This is a genomic window from Bradyrhizobium sp. AC87j1, from assembly GCF_002936975.1.
In the GTDB taxonomy this organism is placed as follows: domain Bacteria; phylum Pseudomonadota; class Alphaproteobacteria; order Rhizobiales; family Xanthobacteraceae; genus Bradyrhizobium; species Bradyrhizobium shewense.
Window position 1 is genome coordinate 29,626 of record NZ_PTFE01000058.1, and the last position, 21,744, is coordinate 51,369.

General features: G+C 62.6%; 19 protein-coding genes. 9 read left to right on the top strand and 10 right to left on the bottom strand.

The window, feature by feature from the left end:
* Positions 1 to 71 precede the first annotated feature (71 nt).
* From CV770_RS26065 to CV770_RS26075, 4 genes are all read left to right on the top strand, one after another.
* Positions 72 to 608: a helix-turn-helix domain-containing protein gene (locus CV770_RS26065; RefSeq protein WP_104464383.1), complete on the top strand. Its 537-nt coding sequence runs from the start codon at positions 72 to 74 to the stop codon at positions 606 to 608.
* A gap of 105 nt (positions 609 to 713) precedes the next feature.
* A complete protein-coding gene (locus tag CV770_RS26070; RefSeq protein ID WP_028144876.1) occupies positions 714 to 995 on the top strand; it encodes a hypothetical protein in 282 nt (93 codons plus the stop codon).
* An 80-nt stretch (positions 996 to 1,075) separates the two neighbouring features.
* The gene (locus tag CV770_RS41745) at positions 1,076 to 1,258 is read left to right on the top strand and encodes a hypothetical protein (protein WP_146101349.1); all 183 of its coding nucleotides are present in this window, start codon (positions 1,076 to 1,078) and stop codon (positions 1,256 to 1,258) included.
* A 66-nt stretch (positions 1,259 to 1,324) separates the two neighbouring features.
* The gene (locus tag CV770_RS26075) at positions 1,325 to 1,828 is read left to right on the top strand and encodes a hypothetical protein (protein ID WP_165637357.1); all 504 of its coding nucleotides are present in this window, start codon (positions 1,325 to 1,327) and stop codon (positions 1,826 to 1,828) included.
* A gap of 124 nt (positions 1,829 to 1,952) precedes the next feature.
* Here CV770_RS26075 and CV770_RS26080 read toward each other — a convergent pair whose 3' ends face one another.
* Positions 1,953 to 2,675: a hypothetical protein gene (locus CV770_RS26080; RefSeq protein ID WP_245453864.1), complete on the bottom strand. Its 723-nt coding sequence runs from the start codon at positions 2,673 to 2,675 to the stop codon at positions 1,953 to 1,955.
* A gap of 485 nt (positions 2,676 to 3,160) precedes the next feature.
* Positions 3,161 to 3,955: a transglycosylase SLT domain-containing protein gene (locus CV770_RS26085; protein WP_104464385.1), complete on the bottom strand. Its 795-nt coding sequence runs from the start codon at positions 3,953 to 3,955 to the stop codon at positions 3,161 to 3,163.
* Between the two features lie 148 nt (positions 3,956 to 4,103).
* Here CV770_RS26085 and CV770_RS26090 point away from each other — a divergent pair, with 148 nt between their 5' ends.
* Positions 4,104 to 4,574 (top strand): SMI1/KNR4 family protein, encoded by a 471-nt coding sequence (locus CV770_RS26090; RefSeq protein WP_104464386.1) that lies wholly within the window; start codon positions 4,104 to 4,106, stop codon positions 4,572 to 4,574.
* A gap of 171 nt (positions 4,575 to 4,745) precedes the next feature.
* Here CV770_RS26090 and CV770_RS26095 read toward each other — a convergent pair whose 3' ends face one another.
* From CV770_RS26095 to CV770_RS26105, 3 genes are all read right to left on the bottom strand, one after another.
* A complete protein-coding gene (locus tag CV770_RS26095) occupies positions 4,746 to 5,261 on the bottom strand; it encodes a ParB N-terminal domain-containing protein (protein WP_104464387.1) in 516 nt (171 codons plus the stop codon).
* A gap of 310 nt (positions 5,262 to 5,571) precedes the next feature.
* Positions 5,572 to 6,141: a hypothetical protein gene (locus tag CV770_RS26100; protein WP_146101350.1), complete on the bottom strand. Its 570-nt coding sequence runs from the start codon at positions 6,139 to 6,141 to the stop codon at positions 5,572 to 5,574.
* A gap of 116 nt (positions 6,142 to 6,257) precedes the next feature.
* A complete protein-coding gene (locus CV770_RS26105; RefSeq protein WP_104464389.1) occupies positions 6,258 to 10,031 on the bottom strand; it encodes a vitamin B12-dependent ribonucleotide reductase in 3,774 nt (1,257 codons plus the stop codon).
* Positions 10,032 to 10,795: 764 nt separating this feature from the next.
* On the opposite strand from CV770_RS26105, the gene CV770_RS26110 reads away from it, so the two are divergent.
* Positions 10,796 to 11,692 carry a DMT family transporter gene (locus CV770_RS26110; RefSeq protein ID WP_104464390.1) on the top strand — a complete coding sequence of 299 codons (897 nt, stop codon included), beginning with the start codon at positions 10,796 to 10,798 and terminating at the stop codon, positions 11,690 to 11,692.
* 19 nt (positions 11,693 to 11,711) lie between these two features.
* On the opposite strand, the gene CV770_RS26115 is transcribed toward CV770_RS26110, so the two are convergent.
* Both CV770_RS26115 and CV770_RS26120 read right to left on the bottom strand, forming a co-directional pair.
* Entirely contained in the window at positions 11,712 to 13,511 is a 1,800-nt protein-coding gene (locus CV770_RS26115; RefSeq protein WP_104464391.1) for a cache domain-containing protein, read from the bottom strand.
* Between the two features lie 8 nt (positions 13,512 to 13,519).
* Positions 13,520 to 14,491, bottom strand: coding sequence for an ABC transporter substrate-binding protein (locus CV770_RS26120; RefSeq protein WP_104464392.1), 972 nt, complete (start codon positions 14,489 to 14,491; stop codon positions 13,520 to 13,522).
* A 585-nt stretch (positions 14,492 to 15,076) separates the two neighbouring features.
* Here CV770_RS26120 and CV770_RS26125 point away from each other — a divergent pair.
* From CV770_RS26125 to CV770_RS26135, 3 genes are all read left to right on the top strand, one after another.
* The gene (locus tag CV770_RS26125) at positions 15,077 to 16,543 is read left to right on the top strand and encodes an amidase family protein (protein WP_104464401.1); all 1,467 of its coding nucleotides are present in this window, start codon (positions 15,077 to 15,079) and stop codon (positions 16,541 to 16,543) included.
* 44 nt (positions 16,544 to 16,587) lie between these two features.
* Positions 16,588 to 17,217: a TetR/AcrR family transcriptional regulator gene (locus tag CV770_RS26130; protein ID WP_104464393.1), complete on the top strand. Its 630-nt coding sequence runs from the start codon at positions 16,588 to 16,590 to the stop codon at positions 17,215 to 17,217.
* A gap of 781 nt (positions 17,218 to 17,998) precedes the next feature.
* Positions 17,999 to 18,337 (top strand): PilZ domain-containing protein, encoded by a 339-nt coding sequence (locus CV770_RS26135; protein ID WP_091956889.1) that lies wholly within the window; start codon positions 17,999 to 18,001, stop codon positions 18,335 to 18,337.
* 156 nt (positions 18,338 to 18,493) lie between these two features.
* On the opposite strand, the gene CV770_RS26140 is transcribed toward CV770_RS26135, so the two are convergent.
* The 3 genes from CV770_RS26140 to CV770_RS26150 form a co-directional block, all read right to left on the bottom strand.
* Positions 18,494 to 20,752, bottom strand: coding sequence for a CHASE3 domain-containing protein (locus tag CV770_RS26140; protein WP_104464394.1), 2,259 nt, complete (start codon positions 20,750 to 20,752; stop codon positions 18,494 to 18,496).
* Complete coding sequence (locus CV770_RS26145) at positions 20,749 to 21,171, bottom strand: response regulator (protein WP_104464395.1); 423 nt, start codon at positions 21,169 to 21,171, stop codon at positions 20,749 to 20,751. The genes CV770_RS26140 and CV770_RS26145 overlap by 4 nt, the downstream gene beginning before the upstream one ends.
* Positions 21,172 to 21,536: 365 nt before the next feature.
* The coding region (locus CV770_RS26150; RefSeq protein WP_146101351.1) for a BA14K family protein at positions 21,537 to 21,744 on the bottom strand (208 nt) is incomplete at its 5' end.

Consider the following 21,744-nt stretch of genomic DNA (forward strand, 5'->3'; position numbering starts at 1 on the left):
GCGGTAGCTTGCTCCGATCACGGCGGCGTCGATCCGCGGCTCGACGCCGCCGCAAGCTTACGGGAGCTGTCATGAGCGATCATCGCGCCGCAGTCAGGCATCACACGTTGCGCACCGGCATGATCGAGTTCGACAACGGCACCGGCAGCATTGTCAGCGTGCCCTGTACGATCCGCGATGTCTCCGGCACCGGCGCGCGCGTGGCTCTGAACAGCTCTGCATGGGTCGCCGAAGAATTCACGCTGGTTTTCTCGAGCGGCCTGCGCAAGGGCTGCCGGGTCGCCTGGCGCAAGGAGAGGCTGATCGGCGGCGCGTTCGCGGACGGTTATGCGAGCGCGGACGAGCAGGCCGCGATGATGACCGCGGACGAGCAGGCCCGGCACCGGCTCGGGATCGGCGCGCGCGTCAAGGCCGCACGCGAGACCCGCGGCTATACCGAGGCACAGCTCGCCCAGCGCCTCAGTGTCACGCCTGCCTTCGTGGCACTGGTGGAGCAGGGCGAGGCGGACATCCCGCTGTACCAGCTGATGCACATCGCCGATTTGCTGATGGTCAGTCTCGACGGGCTCGTCGCGGGGTCGGTGCCGGAGGGCGTTGATGCGGGATAGGCTTTCGCAAGCCTTCCCCGTAGCCCGAGCGCGCGCCTCGTCGCGCGAAATTCGCTTGCCTTGCCCCGCGTCCTTTTGCACTCTTTGCGCGAAGGAGACCAACGCATGACAAAAATGACCGCCGCCTGCGCGCTCGGGACCGCCCTGGTGCTGAGCAGCCTTGCAACATCAGGTGCGGAAGCCCGGACGCGGAAAGCCGTCGTCGTTCGCGCGCCGCAAGAGCGGCTCATCGTCACGGCGCCCGTGCTGAGGCCGACGCCGTGGGATTACAATGTCGTTCCGCGCTATCGCTATCGCCCCGAGGACGACCGCGTTGATCCCTACGGCCCGCCGCTGGTGCCGTCCTATGTGCGCTATGAGGGATGGCGCTGGCCGTATTGGTGGTGAGGTACGATCACATTCTGAGCACGTGATCGGCCGGCGCGGACGCAGGGCTGAAGACTCGCGGTTGGCGTGAGACGCAGCCGATGAAAGGTTCTGCGCGTGCGGCAACCCTCGATTCCGCCTCGCTCGATCCGTGCCAGGCTCGTCAGCAATTCGCGAACGCGGACAAGTTGAAGTTTGGTGGCTCGTCATCTCTGCGTGCAGAGGTGGCGATTGGGAAAAAATGGCAAAATGAAGACTGTCAAGGATACATCGAGGTAGAATGACATTTATCCCCGTAATAAACCCAATGCTGTTTGAGGTGCTGGGCGCGCGTATTGGGAGGAATGGTCATGGCAAGTGTCGAACAATTGCACAGGCGGGACGGCGTGAACTTGGTCCAACTCGAAGCCGACATCACGTCGATCCGCTCGGGAAGCTTCATTACTTCAGTTAATCTGCCTGATTACGTCGAGCACACCGCGGGCGTCTCGCGCGTCGGTGCGCTCAGTGCAGAGGCGGTCGTTCGCGACTATGAGTCCGCGGCAAAAGAGATCGAGGCCATGGGCACCGAGTTGATCGACGCGGCGCAAAAATGCGAGGCGCTGACGGCCCAGGTTCATGATGCGATCGCCTTCATGCGAGAAACGGCGGCCGGGTATCGTGAAGAGGGACGGAAGATCTTCAAGCGCATCGAAGAATGCGCGCTGTTCACCGAAGACGTGCGCAAGACCTGCGAACAGGTCAAACGCAGAATGGCTGAAGTCTCGGTTGGCCCGTCCGATGAGGAGCTTGCGGCGCAAGATCCCGAGCTGACGGGGATCGCGGCCCAGGTGACGATGAACGAGATACGGTGAGGCGAACGTAGAGCGTAGTAGCTTCGTAGGGTGGGCAAAGGCGCACTTGCGCCGTGCCCACGTCTTCTCCTCAATCAGCCAAGACGTGGGCACGCTTCGCTTTGCCCACCCTACGGCAGCTCGCTCACCAATCCGGATCGCCGTAATATGGGTCGTAGGGCGGCGGCATCCATGGGCCTCGCGGCGGCGGTCTGGGCCGCCGGGGTTCCGCCGCCGGGATGTGCGGCCGGGCACGCGCAGCCGAATCGTTGCTCACCACACTGCGCACGACGGGCTTGGCGGCTGCAGGGGCGGATGACGCCGATGACGCGCTCAGTTGCGTTTGCAGCGCCTGGACCTGCGCGGCGAGGCGCGCATTGTCCGCCGCATCCTTCTCTTGCGCGGTCTTGAGCTGTTGAATGGTGTCGGCCTGCTCGCGCAGGGTCTGCTCGTTGCGGCTTTTCAGTTGCTCGAGCTTGCCGTTGATGCTCGCAAGCTCGCTGGTGATGGCCTTGAGCGATTGCGCCAGATCGGGCGATGACGGGTCGGGCGCTGTGGCGCCAGGCCTTGGAGCGTCAAGCCTTGGAGCGTCAGTCCTTGGAGCGTCAGGCTTTGGGGCGCTTTCCGTTTCCTTGAGGACCGGCGGCGCGGGCACCGGGCTCGGATCACCCGCGGCAGCCAGTAGCAGGGCCGGCGGCTGCGCTGGGCCTTCCACCGCGGACGCTTGCGGGGGGCTGCTCGCGGCCGGCGGCGCCCATCGTGCCATGATCGACTTGCTGATCGAGCTGGCCTCATCGCGATATTGCGAAGCGACGGCGGCACCGAGCAGGGCGATCGCCAGCACGAGAATGACCAAGGCGCGCATCATGGCCGGATCTTTCTTCAAGCCTCGATCGCGACCCCCGGTATTCGGAACGTACGGGCTCGGAACCCTGGCATCGGGCTTCGGCGCCTCGTCTCCGGGAGTGGCGGCTGCCGTCGGCGCGGCGCTTGCACGTGAGGCCCGCTGTCCCTCGCTATCGCGTTCCATTCCGGAAACCAGTCGGTCCAACCGCGCCAGGTCTTGCTCCGCGCTCTTGATCCGGTCGTACGCCTGCGCGAACCCGCTATCGGCGCGCGCCTGGTCCGGCTTGGGGGCATCAGGCTTGCTGGTATCAGGTTTGGGGTCGTTCGTTTCAGGCACCGATGCGCTCTCCATCCGGTCAGGCGTCAATGGGAGGCAGTCCGATCTTGGGAAGGATAGGTCTCGCCGCTGTCCAACACAACGCGCGTGCAAAGGAAAAATTATGGCGGACCCGGGCGACATGGTGGGCACGGCACAAGTGCCTTTGCCCACCCTACGGCATCACGGCATTAATCGCCGTCCTCCGCCGCCAGCCGCACAAATTGCCGCTTCATCGCATTGACCCTGCCGACATACCCCGCGACGAGGTGATCGCCGCAGCGTGTCCCCGCGATCATCACAAATTTGCGCCGCGCATAGGCCGCCGCGGGACCGGCGCCGCAGAGATGGATGAAGGCGGCCAGATCCTGCTTCTGCTGCGCGCTCGGCTTCACATCGCCCGCGAGGGTGAGAACCAGCGCCACCTGGCGGTCCAGATACACCGAGGCCAGCTCGATGGCATGGCTCGGGATCGCGCGGATGTAGAGGCTCGGGAAACCGCATCCGGTCTGCGTGACCGCGTTGCCGCGGACGCAGAACCGTGCGGCTTCAGTGAAGGCCGGATCGGTCATCTGGAAGAGGCCGACGGCGCTGGAGGCCGGCTTGTAAATCGCCAGCAGATTGAAACTCCATCGCCAGCGCCAATAGGTGCGCGCTACCGGATTGCCGGAACTCTCGACCTGCGCCAGCGCGGCCAGTAATTCGGGCGTGATCGTTGCGGTGGAAAGCTTGCGGAAGAGGGGACCGTAGCTCGCCCAGGTCTCGGCCGGCTCCTTGTCGAGGGCGTGACCGGCGACGGCGAAGAGTTCGGTTGGCTTGCGGATGATTTGATAGGTGATGTTGAGGAGCGCGAGGGTTGCCAGAAGGATCACGACGCTGCCCGTAATCCGGACCGTCCGCGGCGCGCGCGCAAACTTCTTTCGCGCCCACTGGACGCTCCGCCGGGTTCTGCGAAGGCGGAGGAGGAGCTTGCTTTTCTTTGGCATGGACGCTGGGGGCGTAAATCGCGGAGACAATGATGCATGGCGCCTCCATCAAGACATGAAGCCATGCAGCTAGGATCACGTAGCATAGGCAGAGCGCTCGCCCACCGGGGCGGCGACTTCATGACCACGGGACAGGACGCCTAGGCCCATGAACTATCTCGATCTCATGGACAACCGACGCCCACCGGCGAATTCCGACGCCATCCGCGCGCTGGAACAACATATCGGCGCGCCGCTGCCCGCGCCCTACACAGCGCTGCTGGCGCAATCCGACGGTGGCGGCTTCGAGCCCTGCGGCGTCGAGCTGCCCTGGCGCAACGACCGCACCGTCCTGGACCTGCTGTTCACGACCCATCCGACCGACAGCTACGGCGTCATCGACAATTACGACATGTATCGGAGCATGAACCGAATCCCCCGCCTGAGCTGCCCCTTCGCGCCCGATCCCGGTGGCGACCTGTTCCTGCTCAGCCTGGAGCAGGACAGCTATGGCCGGGTGTTCTACTGGGAGCATGAGCGTGAACCGGCGGACGGTGGCGAAATGTTCGCAGAGTTCCCGAATACGAATGTACTCGCGGCGGATTTTGAGAGCTTCATTCTTGGGTTGGGGGAGGCGTGAGTTCGAGTTTAGTCCCCAAAGATCAGGCCAAAAGAGTTGAGTGCACTGTCACTGTAATTTGGTAGCCCGGATGGAGCGCAGCGCAATCCGGGATGTTGCCACAGGGTATACCGCCCCGGATTTCGCTGTGCTCCATCCGGGCTACGCGCTCCATGAGCAAATTGCCGGCAATCAATACCGGCCGCCGCTGCCCTTTTGCTGCGTGATCCAGGCCGACAATGATTTCGGTGCCGCCTTCGCAGTCCGGCCCGGTGATGCCTTCGGATTGTCGCGGACGCCTTTCGCCAGACGGGTGCGCGGCGCTTCCGTTGCGTGGACGCTCTTCAAGGCAGCCGTCGATGCTTCTGCGGCTTCCTTTTCCAGGCGCAACTGTTTCAATCGCGCCATCTTGATGCGCTCTGCCTCGACTTCGGGTCGTTCGGACAGCAGCGGCTTGTGTTGAGCAAGCTCGGCCGGGACCAGGACGCCGAGAATGGTCGTCTCGCCGAGCGCCTTGCAGGCTTCGAGCCGATGCAGTCCCTCGACCAGAACGAGGCGGTCTCCGTCGAGCCGAACGGAAATGGGCTCCTGTTGTCCGATCTCCATAATACTTTCCGCGACCTCCGCGACGGTCTCGGGCTTGATAGCCTTCTTCTGCTTCGTGGGAACGAAGATCTTCTCGATCGGGAAGCTTTCCGGTTTGGGCATAACTCGACTCCGCTTCTACCGGGTCCGTCGGAACCCATGCCGGTGGTGGAGGGAGTTTAGGAGGGAAGGGCGCGACCGCAAAGGCAATTCGGAGGATTTCGGTGTGCGCTCAATCGGAGCCACATGTGAAAGTTAGCCGAAGTGGCCGATCCGGCGATAGCGGACGAATTTAGTGCACTGTAACCGTAGTTCGTAAAATGGGTTGAGCTCTTGCGAACCCCATCATGCATCGTCATCGGCGGACGGATTGATGGGTTTCGCAAGGGCTCAACCCATCCTACCCGCTACCTATCCTGCGGACTCGACACTTTTAGTTCACGATACCAATATTTGTGAAAGTCAAACGGCTTGCGGAAATCTTAGCGCCGATGATCGCGACAAGGTCATGTTCGTTCTCTGCTGGCCTCAGGAGCCGATCTGTTTCTACAGATAATTTGGTGACTAGGGAATCGTCCTGCAGCAAGCAATGGATAGGGTCGCTCGAAATTGTATTTTCGAAGTGCTTCTGTTGCGCTGGCGGCGGCATCGACAATGCATCTAGAAGGGTTTTGATCCGATTATCAATATCCCCACCTTCGCCGATCAATTGACCTGGTGCTTGCCTTCGCAGGAAAATGATGTCGAGTTCGCACATCAAATCTAAGCGCTTCGAAACCAGAGGTGCAAAGACGGTCGCGCCGCGCGTTTCTAAAATTCCGATTTGACTTGCTGGGATATCATATTTCTCCTTTAGCATCTTTTCTGCCTCACTTCTTAGAGGCGAGTGCTGCCAAAGCTCGCGGATTTGAGGAGCGAGAGCGGTCCGGATCGCATGGATGTCGACAAGGCTAGCCCGCTGCCTTGGTGCAATCGGACCTTCGTAGAGAAGTCGAAACTTCATCGTTTGCTCGCCCGTGACGGGCACCTTTGCAACTGAACGTTTCCTGGGGACCAACCGCAAAAGACCCGCTGACTCGATCAGCGGGTCTCTTCAAGGTTGCGGTTATAACGTGGTGCTCACGAACACCCCGTCGTGCTTCCACACGTATCGCACTTCATACAGGTGCCATTCCGCACCAGCGTGAAGTTGCCGCACTCTGAGCACATCTCGCCTTCGTAGCCCTTGGCCTTGGCTTCCGCGCGGCGCTCGGCCTTGGTGGGGACGAGGGTCTGGGCGGTGCTGCCGGCCTTGCTCCACTGCAGCGCTTCGAGCTTCTCCGTGGGGGAGAGGTCGTGGGCGGCTTCCTGCTTCAGGGCGACGGCGCCTTCGAGGGCGTCGCCGACGCGGGCGCTGGTGCCGTGCGCGGCGAGCGCCGTGACCTTGCTGCCGCCGGTGGGGGCGCCGTCATTGCCCGGCGCGATGGCGGCGGAGCCGCCGCGCATCACGACGAGGTTGTCGGTGCGGGAGCGGGTGAGGCCGCGCGAGACCAGGCGGGTCGCGTGGTGGCCGCCGTCCTCGTCCGGCTCCTTGCCTTCCTCGACGCCCTTGCCGAGCGCGTCGAAGCCGGTCTCGTTGGGATCGACATGGGCGAGGTCGAAGCGCGACATGTAGCTCACCGCGAGCTCGCGGAAGACGTAGTCGAGGATCGAGGTCGCGTACTTGATGCTGTCGTTGCCCTGCACGGGGCCCGCCGGCTCGAAGCGGGTGAAGGTGAAGGCATCGACATATTCGTCCAGCGGCACGCCGTATTGCAGGCCGAGCGACACCGCGATGGCGAAGTTGTTGATGAAGGAGCGGAGCGCCGCGCCTTCCTTGTGCATGTCGATGAATATCTCGCCGAGACGGCCGTCGTCATACTCGCCGGTGCGCAAGTACACCTTGTGGCCGCCGACGACCGCCTTCTGGGTGTAGCCCTTGCGGCGATCCGGCATCTTCTCGCGCTCGCGCATCACGATGATGCGCTCGACCAGCTTCTCGACGATCTTTTCCGAGACCTGGGCGGCGCGCGCCGCCATCGGCTTCTCGTAAAGGGACTCGACCGCATCGTCCTCGTCCTCATCGTCGCTGATGAGCTGCGAGTTGAGCGGCTGGGAAAGCTTGGAGCCATCGCGATAGAGCGCGTTGGCCTTCAAGGCGAGCTTCCACGACAGCATGTAGGCGGACTTGCAGTCCTCCACCGTGGCGTCGTTCGGCATGTTGATGGTCTTGGAGATCGCACCCGAGATGAAGGGCTGCGCCGCCGCCATCATGCGGATGTGGCTCTCGACCGACAGATAGCGCTTGCCGATCTTGCCGCAGGGATTGGCGCAGTCGAACACCGCATAGTGCTCGGCCTTGAGGTGCGGCGCACCTTCCACGGTCATCGCGCCGCAGATGTGGACGTTGGCCGCCTCGATCTCGCGCTTGGTGAAGCCGACGGCCTGGAGCAGGTCGAAGCCGGGGGCCGCGATCGCCTCGGCACCGATGCCGAGCTGGTCGCGGATGAAGTCTTCGCCAAAGGTCCACTTGTTGAAGGCGAACTTGATGTCGAAGGCGGTCGGCAGGGCCTTCTCGACCTTGGCGATGGCTTCATCGGTGAAGCCTTTTGCCTTCAGGGTCGAGGCGTTGATGCCGGGCGCGTTGGAGAGCGAGCCGTGGCCGACAGCGTAGGCCTCGATCTCCGCGATATCAGCTTCGCGATAGCCGAGCGCGCGGAGCGCTGCGGGGACCGCGCGGTTGATGATCTTGAAGTAGCCGCCGCCGGCGAGCTTCTTGAATTTCACCAGCGCGAAGTCGGGCTCGATGCCGGTGGTGTCGCAATCCATCACGAGACCGATTGTGCCGGTCGGCGCGATCACCGTGGTCTGGGCGTTGCGATAGCCGTGCTGCTCGCCAAGCGCGAGCGCCGCATCCCAGGCCGCCTGCGCGTGGCTGACGAGGTCAGCCTGCGGGCAGGAGACGAGATCCATCGGCACCGGGTTGACGCTGAGCGCCTCGTAGCCGGAGGCCTCACCGTGCGCGGCGCGGCGGTGGTTGCGGATGACACGCAGCATGTGCGCGGCGTTCTTCTTGTAGCCGGGGAAGGTGCCGAGCTCGGCCGCCATCTCCGCGGAGGTCTTGTAGGTGATGCCGGTCATCACAGCGGTCAGCGCGGCGCAGAGCGCGCGGCCTTCCTTCGAGTCATACGACAGGCCCATGGTCATCAGCAGGCCGCCGATATTGGCGTAGCCGAGGCCGAGCGTGCGGAACTCGTAGGAGAGCTCGGCGATGGCCTTGGACGGGAACTGCGCCATCATCACGGAGATTTCGAGCACGATGGTCCAGAGCTGGCAGAGGTGCTCATAACCCTTGACGTCGAACTGCTTGGTCTCGGTGTTGTAGAACGTCAGCAGGTTGGCGGACGCCAGGTTGCACGCCGTGTCGTCCAGGAACATGTATTCCGAGCACGGATTGGAGGCGCGGATGTCGCCGGACGCCTTGCAGGTGTGCCAGTCGTTCATGGTGGTGTTGAAGTGCAGGCCCGGGTCGGCCGACGCCCAGGCGGCGTAGCCGATCTTTTCCCAGAGGTCGCGCGCCTTCAGCGTCTTCGTCACCTTCTTGGAGGTGCGGGCGTTCAGATTCCAGTCGCCATCCGTTTCCACGGCGCGCAGGAAGTCGTCCTTCAGCGAGACCGAGTTGTTGGAGTTCTGGCCCGAAACCGTGAGATAGGCTTCGCTATCCCAGTCGGTGTCGTAGGTGTCGAACTGGATGTCCTTGTAGCCCTGTTTTGCAAATTGGATGACCCGCTTGATGTAGTTGTCGGGCACCAGCGAGCGGCGCGCCAGCTTGATCTCGCGGCGCAGGGCAGGGTTCTTCTCGGGGTCGAAGCAATCGTCGCCCGAGCCTTCGCAGTTGACGCAGGCCTTCAGCACCAGCTTGAGGTGCTTCTGGTTGATCTTGGATCCCGTGACGAGGGCCGCGACCTTCTGCTCCTCCTTCACCTTCCAGTCGATATAGGTCTCGATGTCGGGGTGATCGACGTCGACGACGACCATCTTGGCGGCGCGGCGGGTGGTGCCGCCCGACTTGATCGCGCCGGCGGCGCGGTCGCCGATCTTGAGGAAGCTCATCAGGCCGCTCGAGCGACCGCCGCCGGAGAGCTTTTCGCCTTCACCGCGCAGACGCGAGAAGTTGGAGCCGGTGCCGGAGCCGTATTTGAACAAGCGGGCTTCGCGGACCCAGAGGTCCATGATGCCGCCCTCGTTGACGAGGTCGTCACCGACGCCCTGGATGAAGCAGGCGTGCGGCTGCGGATGCTCGTAGGACGATTTCGAGCGGGTCAGCTTGCCGGTGAAGGGGTCGACGTAATAATGGCCCTGGCCGGGGCCGTCGATGCCATAGGCCCAATGAAGACCGGTGTTGAACCATTGCGGCGAGTTCGGCGCGACCATCTGCATGGCGAGCATGTAGCGGAGCTCGTCGTAGAACGCCTGCGCGTCCTCGTCGGTCGAGAAATACTTGCCCTTCCAGCCCCAATAGGTCCAGCAGCCGGCGAGGCGGTCGAACACCTGTTTTGCGCTGAGCTCGCTGACATAGCGCTCCTTCTCAGGCAGCGCGGCGAGCGCGTCAGTATCGGGCACGGAGCGCCACAGGAAGGAGGGGACGGATTCCTCCTCGACCTTCTTCAGGCGCGCGGCAACGCCGGCTTTGCGGAAATACTTCTGGGCGAGCACGTCGGAGGCGACCTGCGACCACGCGGTCGGGACCTCGACGCCATCAAGTTTAAACACGACCGAGCCGTCGGGATTCCTGATCTCCGACGTGGTCTGGCGGAAATCGATTCCCGCGTAAGGTGACTGTCCTACCGTGGTGTGGCGCCGCTCAATCCGCATCGTCTTGCCCCGTCCTATTCTTTGACCGGACCCGCCTCCGTTCAGGCGTGCCGGGTCGACATTTCGTTTCGCGATGCCTTGCGGCCGTTCGGCCCTGGGGCATCGCAGTTCAGCCGGTGGACCCGGCCCTGTTTTTTCCCGACGCGATGGTTCGATGCGTGCATCGATCATCCGCCGGCATGTCCAGACACATCCGCCCCCAAGGGGATGAGACCGACATGCGTTCAACGCCCCACAACGTCACTTCTACCGATGCCATCCGAGCCTGTTGCCGGCCCGTTCTGGCGCCCGAAAAGTCCGCTTATCGCGGGCAGACAAGCCCTCATCCGCTGCCTTTGGCTGGCTTGGCGGAGTTGAGATTTGCGAGACCCTTTGGGGGAGTGCCGGCGGGACGCAAACTCACTCGCGCCGAACGGACCGAAAGCTAGGACTCTCCGTTGCGCCCGTCAAGAACTAGTGCGAGTTCCTGAATCAAATACTAAATATGGTGGATTGCGGGGGATAACAGGGGGCAAGCCCGCGCCTGTTGTGGAGGCAAGTATCAGTGAGTCCTCAGAGATTCCCAACCGAAAAAATTTGCATCCCGTGGTGCTGCGGATGCTTCATCCCGCTGTTCACAGGGCAGGTATATTTTTGAGCAATGGGATTGCGTCAGCGGGACTCACGTAGCCCTACGGAAGGTGAGGGCAGGCATGCCCGCCGAGGCGGTGGCGACAGGGGCGAATCCGGGCCAAGCTGAGGGTCGATTTTGCCGGACCACCCACATGCTTGATTCGACTCGCCGGGATGCGCGGCCGCGCATCGCCCCGGCCGGCCTGATGTTCCTTGCCATCACCTCGATCGGCTGGGGCTTCAACTGGCCGGTGACGAAATTCCTGCTCTCCGAGCTGCCGCCGCTGACGCTGCGCGGGGTGACCGGCGTGCTCGGGGCGGTGCTGCTGGCGGCGCTGGCGATCATCCGCCGGCAGAGCCTCAAGGTGGACCCCGCGATCTGGCCGCGCCTCCTGACCGCCGCCGTGCTCAACGTCACCGGCTGGATGGTGCTGATGGGCCTGGCGCTGCTCTGGCTGCCCGCGAGCGAGGCAGCGCTGATCGCCTATACAATGCCGGTCTGGGCCTCCATCATCGCCTGGCCGGTGCTCGGCGAGCGCCCGACCGTGCCGCGCACGCTGGGGCTGGTGATGGCCTTTGTCGGGCTTGCCTCGATCATGGGCGGCAACGGCATCGCCGCCAGCGTCGAGAAGCTGCCGGGCATCATCATGGCGCTCTGCGGCGCGCTCGGCTTCGCGGTGGGCACGGTGTTCTCGAAGAAGTACCCGATCCATCTGCCGCCGATCACGGCCGCGGCCTGGCAGATCGGGATCGGCTGCCTGCCGATCTCGATCATCGGCCTCCTGGTCGAGACCGCGCATCTCTCCCAGGTGACGCCGGTCGGCTGGTGGCTGCTGGTCTATTCGACCGTGGTGCAGTTCTGCATCGCCTATGTCAGCTGGTTCGCAGCACTCGCCCGCCTGCCGGCCTCGGTGGCGGCGATCGGGACCATGGCGGTGCCCGTCATCGGCGTCGTCGCCTCCGCGCTCGCGCTTGGCGAGCCGCTGGGGGCAGGGCAGATCGCGGCGTTGATCTTCACGTTGGCGGCGGTGGTGCTGGCGACGCGTTAGCCGTCCGGACGCCGGGGTATCAGTGGTCCTGAGGCTCTTTCTCTCGCCGGCGTTGTCCCGAGCCCGGCGCTTTCAACGGCAGGTCAGCAGGTGCGACAGCAAAGACTTCGAGGGCCTGGTCGTAGCCTTTGATGGTCCGCTGTCCGAGCGATGCCAACGGAACGCTATCCCTTACCCTTCCAGCGATAGTGGGATCAGCCAAAATCTGCGCGTCCTTCGCGAGATTGCAGAGCCGCGACGCCAAATTCACCACGGCGCCCATCGCCGTGTAGTCTAGCCGACCGTTATAACCAACCGTTCCTACCGTTGCCGGTCCCATGGCAACGCCCACACCAAAGCCGATCGCGTGGCCGGCGTCGCACCATTTTCCGGCAAGGGACTGCACCGTCATTTGCAGGTCGATCGCGAGCCGGACCGCTTGAGTTGCCGGCTGTTCGCATGCGACCGGGGCATTGACCAGGAGCATGACTCCGTCGCCATCAAAGCCGATGAGCGTTGCCTCGTGACGAGTCGTCACGGCGCCGACGGCCTCGTAATACTCCCGCATGACGGCCATGATGACATCGGGTTCATTGCGCGTGGAGAACGCCGTGAAGCCGCGTAAGTCGCCAAAAATGACAGCCACTTCGCGTCGCTGCCCTTCGAGCAGTTCATGAGAATGCTCGACCAATTCGGCGACCTGTGATGGCAGGAACTGCTTCAGCCGTTCGATCCGCGCAGATTTCTGCTGCGAGATCGCCAGTTCAGAAGCCATTTCATTGAAGCGCAATGCCAGTTGCTGCAACTCGTCACCGCTGAAGATTTTGATGCGATGCTCGAATTGTCCGGTTCTGATCCGCTCCACGCCCTCTTCCAGTTGCTTGATCGGGCCGGACATTCTGTGCGCGCGCCAATAGGCGAGCGCCAGGGCGATGAGAACACCAAAGGCAATGAGAATTGACGAGCGCCACAACGCCGCGCGAATTGATGCAAAGGCTTCCGAGGCCGGCTGCATCGCGATCACCGTCCATCCCACATCGGCGGCCTGAACGGATAGCGCCACTACCGGGTTGCCTTGGTCCCCGGTTATCACCGCCGCTCCGCTCGCCGCGCCGGCGAGATGCTTGATCCGGCCGAAACTGCCCGAGCTGGCGCGGCCGCGCAGGACCTGACTGATATCGGGATGTGCGATCAGATGACCGGAATCATCGACGACAATGGCGTAGCCGGTCTCGCCAATTCTAATGGCTGCGATGACATCCCAGATCAGCTTCAGATTGACCTCGGCGATCGCAACCCCCGCGGCCGGCAGGCTCCCGGCAACCGCGATCCTCATGTAGGGCTCTGAATCTCGCTGGTACTGAACCGGTCCGTACCAAACCTTGTTGGCGCGTGCGCCCAGAACAGCGGGATCCGTAGACATATCAATGCCGCGCCCGGTCCTGTTCAGATGCAGCCTGGAAACAAAGACCCGTTCGGTACCGGTCTCATCCAGAAGCGAAACCGAAACGATTGCGGGCACCTGCTGGAGGAGGCGCAAGGCATCGATCTTATGTTGCGCATCGTCTCCGGCAGACCAGGGAAGCTGTACCATCCAACCCAGCTGATCTCGGATGCCATCGGTGAACGCCTCGATCCTGTCGGACGCCGCGCGAGCATCGGCCTGCAGCACCGCGCTGATCTGGCGGCGCTGGTCTCGGTAACCGAAAGAAGCCTCGACGGCCGCGCCGAGTATCAGAGGCACGACCGCGGCGACAAACAACGTCGCGAAGTACTTGCAGAACAGCGAGCGACGCGGGGGCATCGTACACGAAGAGGACTGCGCAGCACCGTCCGTCATAACTACTCTCAGGAGATCACCTTGCTGGCGCGAAACAGGATCGACGACACATCCAGGTCGATACCCAGAAGCCTGGCTGTCTTCAGATTGACTGCCAGTTCAAACTTCTCGGGGCGCATCACCGGAAGGTCTGACGGATTTTCACCGCGCAGGATGCGATCGGCATAAGTGGCAAGCCGATAATAGGTCGTGCGCTGGTTTGCGCCGTAACTCAAGAGACCTCCAGCGTCACAATATTCAGACCAGCCAAACATCGAAGGCAGCCGGTGCGCGATTGCAAACTCCGCAATCTTCGCACGATGCACCAGCGTCACAACATCGGGAAACACGAGGAGAGCATCCGCGTCCACCTTGCCGGCAGCCATCAACCCATTCTCGATTTCGCGGGCGCCACAGAACGGAACGTAGGCTGCCTCAATGCCGAGATTCCGGCACGACTCCAAAGTCGCACGCCATTCCAATGGCTCTCCCGGATGATCCGTGTTCGAGAAGACCGCCAGTTTTCGCAGCTTTGGATAAATGTCCTTGAGCAGCTCAACGCGCTTTCCTGCCAGCTCGAGCGACAGGAATGTGCTGCCGGTGAAATTGGTGCCGGGGTGAGCAAGGCTCTTCACCACACCCAAAGCGACGGGGTCACCGCTCAATGCAAACAGCACGGGGACGTCGGTGACCGCAGTCATGACGCGTGTCGCCGGACCGCTCGAGACCACAAGGTCGATATCCCCTCGCTGCAATTCGGAGACGATCTTGCGCAGTGCCTGCGGATCTCCGGGGGCATAATGCGTCTCGAAGGTTACGGTCTTGCCCTCGACGTATCCCAGTGCGCGCATTCCCTCGCGAAAGCCGTCCAGGAAGGGATCTGGTTGGGACTCGGTGGAGACCCAGAAGATCCGATGCAGCTTGGCTCCGCCCTGCGCCCGTGCGATCGCAGGCCAGGCCAATGCTCCACCAATCAACAAGATGAACTCTCGTCTTTTCATGCGAGCACCTGTCGAAGCTGCGCCGTCAATTCCGGCCGCAGACCATGATCCTAGCTGTGCATCTGGTGACTGCGCTCGGTATCGCGCTCCGCAAGCGGACTGTCGCGACACCGGCTCCAACATTTGTCGCCGAGAGCATGCTCAGAGATTGGGCTGGTGAGGCGATTTGTCCTTGAGATGCGCTTGATTTTTGCTTGAGACCGGTCCGATCGAGATCAATACGGCCTTACTCGTTGCATAGCGCGGTGTCTAAACACCTCGGGCGCGGATCCTGGCGAGCTACGGCGTCTCAAGAGAACAACCGGAACTCACAATCTGAGCCAGTGCCCTCGACCTCATCTACGGTACGAGCGGAGATCTTCTAATCGGCCAGAGCATTACTGCTTGTGACCCGAGCGGGCGTACCCTTCTAACAATCGCCGGCTCAATACAGCGCGTGTCGGCACCTCACGTTCATGTGTGCAGAGAAGCTCGTCATCTCCATTGAATTACGATCGTAATTTAATATTATGACCGTAATGGCATTGCGCTGAGCTGCTACAGGGCGGCAGCGGAATGCGGCAAACCGTTCTTTGCGAGGTCTTCATGAACGACATCACCGCCGTTTCGGGCCCGATGGCTCAAGAAGAATTCATGGATCGCTCCTCGCTGGGACTCGCGGCCGCTGCAGCAGCTATTCGCGGTGGCGAAATCACATCGGAGGCATACACCGCGGCGCTTCTACGGCGTGCGCGAACGCTGACCGAGCTTAATGCCTTCATAGCCATCGACGAGGCGGCCGTCTTGGAGGCCGCGAGGGACGCGGACAAAGCCCGTGTCGCCGGATCGGCGGCTCCGCTACTTGGCGTGCCGCTCGGCGTGAAAGACAGTTATCTGACGAAAGGGATGCCTACGAGCCTCGGTCTCGATGGCCTCGCTCACTTCGTGCCGCGCGAAGATGCGGACGTTGTCGGTGCCATAAAGCGTGCGGGCGCCCTGGTGTTCGGGAAGAACAACCTCGTAGAGATGTCCTACGGCTTGACCGGCCATAACGCACGTTACGGCCAGGTGAAGAATCCGCACGTACGAGAGCGCGTGTCGGGCGGCTCCTCGAGCGGCTCTGCGGCATCTGTGGCTGCCGGCATCGTTCCCGCCTCGTTGGGCGGTGACACCGTTGGGTCGATCCGGGTGCCTGCATCGTTCTGTGGTGTCGTGGGATTCAAGCCGACCACCGGGCGATGGCCGCGCAAAGGCGTTGCTCCGATCTCCCACACGCTCGACACGACAGGTGCATTTGCCAGAAGCGTCGAGGACTGCGTCCTGCTGGACCAAGTCGTGACTGGCGAAGAGCCAGCAGAGTTCTCAGACAGCGACTATCATCTCAAGGGAGTTCGATTGGCCTTTGCGCCACGGCAGTTCTTGGATCTCGTGGACTCGGAAGTTGAAAGCCGGTTCCGCGAGGCGGTTCGGCGGCTGCAGCACGCTGGCGCGGAGGTCGTCGAGCTAAACCTTGGCGATGATTTCAATGCCCTCATCCAGACCGCGACATGGGGCATCTTCGCTCATGAGACAAGGGGCGCAATCTCGGAATTCCTCCGCCATCATGACATTCCGACAACATTTGAGGCGATTTACGAGGGCCTCAAGCCTCAACTTCGGCAGGCGTGGGGCCACGTTGTGCTGCCGAGCGGTGCAGGTGCCATCTCGGCAGAGGCGTATCAGACGGCGCTCAACGTGAGTCGGCCTGAAATCCAGCACCGGCTCAATGCGGCGTTCGTCGCTCGTGGGGCGCTGGTCATTCTGCAGCCGACCACGCCATGTACGGCGCCTTTGATCGACGAGCAGGAGACCGTCCATATCGCGGGCCAGGACGTCAGCTATCTCGCCTTGGCGAATCATACGCTGTCAGCGAGCAGCGTGGGGCTGCCGGGTATCAGTCTTCCCGTTGGCCTATCTCGCGCTGGGCTGCCGATTGGCCTTGAGTTGGACGCTCCTTTAGGAAGCGACCGCATGCTTTTAGCCCTTGCCCGCAAGATCGAAGGCGTTTTGGCTGCTGAGCCGACCGCGATCTGACGCGGGGCTCTGTCGTCTCGGAGACATTAGTGGAGTGAGATGAGATGCGCTTCGAGAAAGGTCATAAGTTGGCGACACGACGGCACATCATCAATGCGGCATCCAAATGCATGCGCCGGGACGGCATCTCTGCAACCGGGATTGCCGCGATTATGGGCGAGGTCGGTCTGACCAAAGGGGCATTCTCTCCGCACTTTGAGTCCAAGGATGCGCTTGTTCGCGCAGCGCTGGCGTGCGCGCTTGATGACCAGCAGCATTGCCTCGATGAAGGTCAGCTCAACGGCCTTGATCTTGAAGGCGCGATCCAGCGGTACCTGAACCGCGCGCACCTCGAAGCCCCCGCGCAAGGGTGCCCCTCCGCGGCGTTGCTTCCGGAAATCGCGCGCCAGCCCCTGAACACCAGGCAAGACTACGAGAAAGCGCTGGGAAGCTACGTTGCGACTTTGGCCGCGCTGCTACCCGGCGCAGATCCTGAACCGAAGCACCGCCGAGCAAGGGCCATCTTCGGCCTCATGGTGGGCACGCTACAGTTTGCGCGGGCGGTGCCCGACGCGGCCGAAGCGCAGGCAATTTTGGATGGCGGCATTGAAGCCGCGTTGCAATTGGCGCGGGCTCCAGCAGCATCCTTAAGGATGGAGAGGCTCAGGTCGGACACGCTTGGCTCAGATCACTGATGTCACCTGTTGGCCCGATTGCGAAGTGGCGGCGCGGCGTGCCGGCGTCTGCTCAGCAGAGCATACCGGACCAGATTTGGTCAGTCCGAGCTCTACTCAGTTTGACCCTCAGGAGACCAAAAAACCAATCGAGGTCTGTTTTTGCGCCCCGAAGCGATGTTCGACGGAAGCTGGAGGTTGCATGCACCTCTGATCACGCCGCGGTCGAACACTCCGCAATTGTCACTATCGCTGCAATCGGCGACGCATCACAGCGATACCCGAAAGTTTTGGACGTCTTTCGGCCCTCCGTTTCTCGACCTCTTCTGCCCGGCCACGAAGCCTCTGAAGCTCTGCCAGCTGAGAGCTCAGCAACCCGACGCGTTCGCGCAGGACCACGATGCGGTCGCGCACCAGACCAGGACTACACATCAGCACCCCCTACTGCGACTCCTAAATAATCGTCGTCGGAAAAATGTAAAAAGACCCAGGCTCCCAATTTAATTGTAGCCCAGCCTCATGAAACAGTTGTGAAGCACCGCACAAAGGGCGTAAAAAAGCGTCTTTGAGAAGGCTTTTTCAGCTTCCAGATCCCGAATCGAATGCTCGGATTAACCATTTAATCCGATCCAATTTTAATGAGACAATAATCCTGCTGGTTAGCACACGCCGCGCAGATCAACGTACACAGACCATTGTTATTTTCCGCGCGTCGGCGGGAGCGGAAAACCGATCTCTCAAAGGGTGCCATCGAGATCGCTGCGGTCGTTCGACCGGGCGTCCTGGTTCGGAGACACTCGCCATGATCGAACGTCGTGTAATGAAGCGGATACCGATCAACCGGGCGGCTCGGCTGTCATTTGGCGAAATGAGCGGAACGCATCCATGCGTGGTGCGCGACATCAGCGCCCTGGGTGCCTGCATCTCCACGCCGTACCACATATTTGCTCACGAATTTGTGCTGTCCTTCGACGGCCATTCCGGGGTGTTCTTCTGTCGCGTCGTGTGGAGGAAGCAGACACTTTGCGGTGTATCCTTCTTTCTGCGCCGCCGCTCGCCGAAACCAGCGAATGATCCCAGCGGCACGACGAAAGTGGTGCGACTTGGCCAACCGATTGCGGGTCGCCGTGGGCGCCTCTAACTTGAAGTCCCGACGCGATTGCGTGCGCGCGGCGATGAGACGATCGAAGAGGTACCCGGAAGGTCCTCTCCTGGCCCTTCTCGGACCTCCTGCTATGTCCGCTACTGCGCCGCTGTTGGGGGATAAGCGGACATCGCGGATTTATGAGTACACGCCCTAGCTCGCCGTCATCGTCCCGCCATTCAGCGCTTTCCGGATCATCTCGGCGAGCTGGTTGCGGCGATAGGGCTTTGTCAGCAGCATCACGCCGTCATCGAGCTTGCCGTGATGGACGATGGCGTTGTCGGTGTAGCCGGAGGTGTAGAGCACCTTCACACCCGGCCGCAGCTTGGCCACCTCGTCGGCGAGGTCGCGCCCGCTCATGCCGCCGGGGATGACGACGTCGGTGAAGAGGAGATCGAACGGCTGGCCGGCCGCGATCAATTCCAGCGCCGTCCGGCCGTCGGGCGCGGCAATCGTCTTGTAGCCGAGGCTCTCGAGCTGCGCGGTGACGAAGTTGCGCACGAGGTTGTCGTCCTCGACGACGAAGATGATCTCGGCGCCGCCTTCGACCTGCGGCGCGGCGGCGGCTGCGACGTCCGCCGTGCCTTCGCCCGGTGGCAGATAGAGTTTAATCGTGGTGCCGTGGCTTTCCTCGCTGTAGATCTTGATGTGGCCGCCGGACTGCTTGACGAAACCGTAGACCATGGAAAGGCCGAGGCCTGATCCCTTGCCGACTTCCTTGGTGGTGAAGAAGGGCTCGAACGCCTTCTGCTGGATGTCGGGCGACATGCCGGTGCCGGTGTCGCTGACGGCGAGCATGACGTAGGGGCCGGCCACCACGTCCGCATGGGCCTGCGCATAGGCCTCATCCAGCACGACGCGGTGGGTCTCCAGCAGCAGCTTGCCGCCGTTCGGCATGGCGTCGCGCGCGTTGATCGCCATGTTGAGCACGGCATTGGTGAGCCGGGATGGATCGATATGCGCGGTCATCGGCCCCTGTTCCAGCACGGTCTCGATCTGGATCTGCTCGCCGAGGGTGGGACGCAGGAGTTTCGCGATGTCCGCGATCGCGGCGTTGATCTCGACGTTGCGCGGCTGCAGCGGCTGCCTGCGCGCAAACGCGAGCAGATGCTGGATCAGCTCGGCGCAGCGCTCGGCGGCATCGTCGATCAGCCGCGCCGCGCGCTGGAGCTCGGGCTGCTGCTTCAGGCTCGCCACCAGCGTCTCGGTGTTGCCGGAGATCACGGTCAGCATGTTGTTGAAGTCGTGCGCGACGCCGCCGGTCAGCTTGCCGATCGCGTCCAGCTTCTGCGACTGGTACAGCTGCCGCTCGGTCTCGCGCGACATGGTGGCGTCGTGATAGACCAGCACCGCGCCCGTGATGTCGCCTTGCCCGTCCAGCATCGGCCGGCCGCTGATCATGAGATGGCGGGGAGGATTGCCGCTGTGCGGGCGGACGATCATCTCCAGGTCCTCGAACTGCTCGCCGCGCAGCACGCGCACCGAGGGCAGCTCGTCGGCCTTCATCGGCGTGACGCCGTCGCCGTGAGACACATCCGACAGCGCGCGCAGATTGCGCAGATTCATGCCGGCGCGATGCAGCAGCATGCGCTCCGCGGCCGGATTGGACAGCAGGACGTTGCCCTCGGCGTCGATGACCAGCACCGCCTCCGCCATGCTGTGAAACGTGCTTTGCAGCACGTTGACCGACAGGCGCAGTTCGTCGTGCGCGGTCACCAGATGCTCGGTGCGCTCGGCCACCGCCGCTTCGAGCGCGTGCTTGGCGGCTTGTGTTTGCTCGAGCGTGCTCTGCAGCTGCACCGTGGCGCGCTGGCTCTCGCGCATCACCAGCGCCACCAGCAGCAGGATCAGCACGGCGCCGGCGACGTCGATGCCGAGCAGCACGATGCCGGTACGGCGTGAATCCTGGGAGCGCGCGGTGAGCAGGCGTTCTTCATCCGCGCTCAGATGGTCGAGATTGCCCATCACCGTGTCCATCAGACCGCGGCCCTCGGCCTTGCTGTTGAGCGCGGTAATGCCGGCCTGGTCGTTCGCCGCGCGCAGGCGCATCGCTTCGGCGGCGATCTCGATCCGGCGCAGCGCAAGCGGTTCGGTGCCCTCCAGCAGCGCGACCTGATCGGGATTGTCGCGCACGCCGCGCTTCAGCTCGGCCAGCGCTGGCGCGATCTGGACCCGCACGCTCTGAAATTCGTCGGCGAGCGTCTGGTTGCGATAGAGTTCATAGCCGCGCGCGGCGCTCTCGGCGCGGCGCAGTAGCACGCGCAGATCGGAGATCCGCTTCTGCACCTGGACGGTGTGATTGACCCACGTCGCATCGGACCGCGACTTGACGTCGAGGGCGATCGACGCCGCGGTGATGATCAGGAGGATGGCAAGTCCGGCACCGAGAATGACGCGCTGCGTTGGGATCAAGGGGATTCTTTCTTGTCCTTCGGCTGTGCGCTCTCGCCCGGACCGGCGAGGCACTCCCGGATCGTGGTCAGCAGCGCGTCCGGCGTGAAAGGCTTGCGCAGGCAGCGCGTTGCGCCGAGCTCCAGCGCCATGCGAAGGAAATCGGGAGAGGGCGAGGCGGATGAGGCGAAGGCATAGCCGGACATCGCGATCAGCGGAGTAGCCGGCGCGCGCTCATGAAAGATGCGGATGGATTCGAAGCCGCGCATATGCGGCATGAAGATATCAACGAGCATCACCTCAAAGGCCTGCGCTTCCAGCGCAGCCAGTCCTGTTTCGCCGCCGTCGGCCAGCGTGACGTCGAAGCCCTGACGTTGGAGGAGGACCTCGATGGTCGCGCCGACCATCGGATCGTCATCAACCACGAGAATACGCGGCATGACACTTCCCAGTAATCGAAGTCCCCACTGTGATTGGTGATATCCGCGAATCGTGCCTCGGGTCAATTTTGGATTGGATCGGGGTAGATATGCACGGTGCGGTGCATAGGCTGCGGCGCGTGTTCCATGTCTAATTTCGGGCCACGCGTCATCTATGTGTCATGGTTCGCGCGAGGGCGCACGCGACACGCGAAGTGCGAGCAGCTTCGATGAAAGGGTTGAAGCAAAGTCGAGGGGATCGCGAGGCCGAACGCGATCGGCAAGACGACTGGCGAAACTGCAGCGGCTCGCAGAACAGACATGGGCGGCGCCGGTGATGGCCGGCGCCGCCCATGCGATTTGTTGCATCGATCGTTCAGGCCGCCTTACGGGCAGGGATGCCGCTGGCCGTCATAACCGAGATAAGTCCCCGAAGCCGGGTCATATGATTTGTAGCGCTGCGCGCAATAGGCCGAGGAGTCGCCGCCGCCATCGGGGACCACCGCCACGGACGGCTCATCATAGTAGCTGTCGCCATAGTAGTAGGGGTCATCGTAATAGCCGCCGCCGTAATAGGCATAGGAGCCCGGCCCG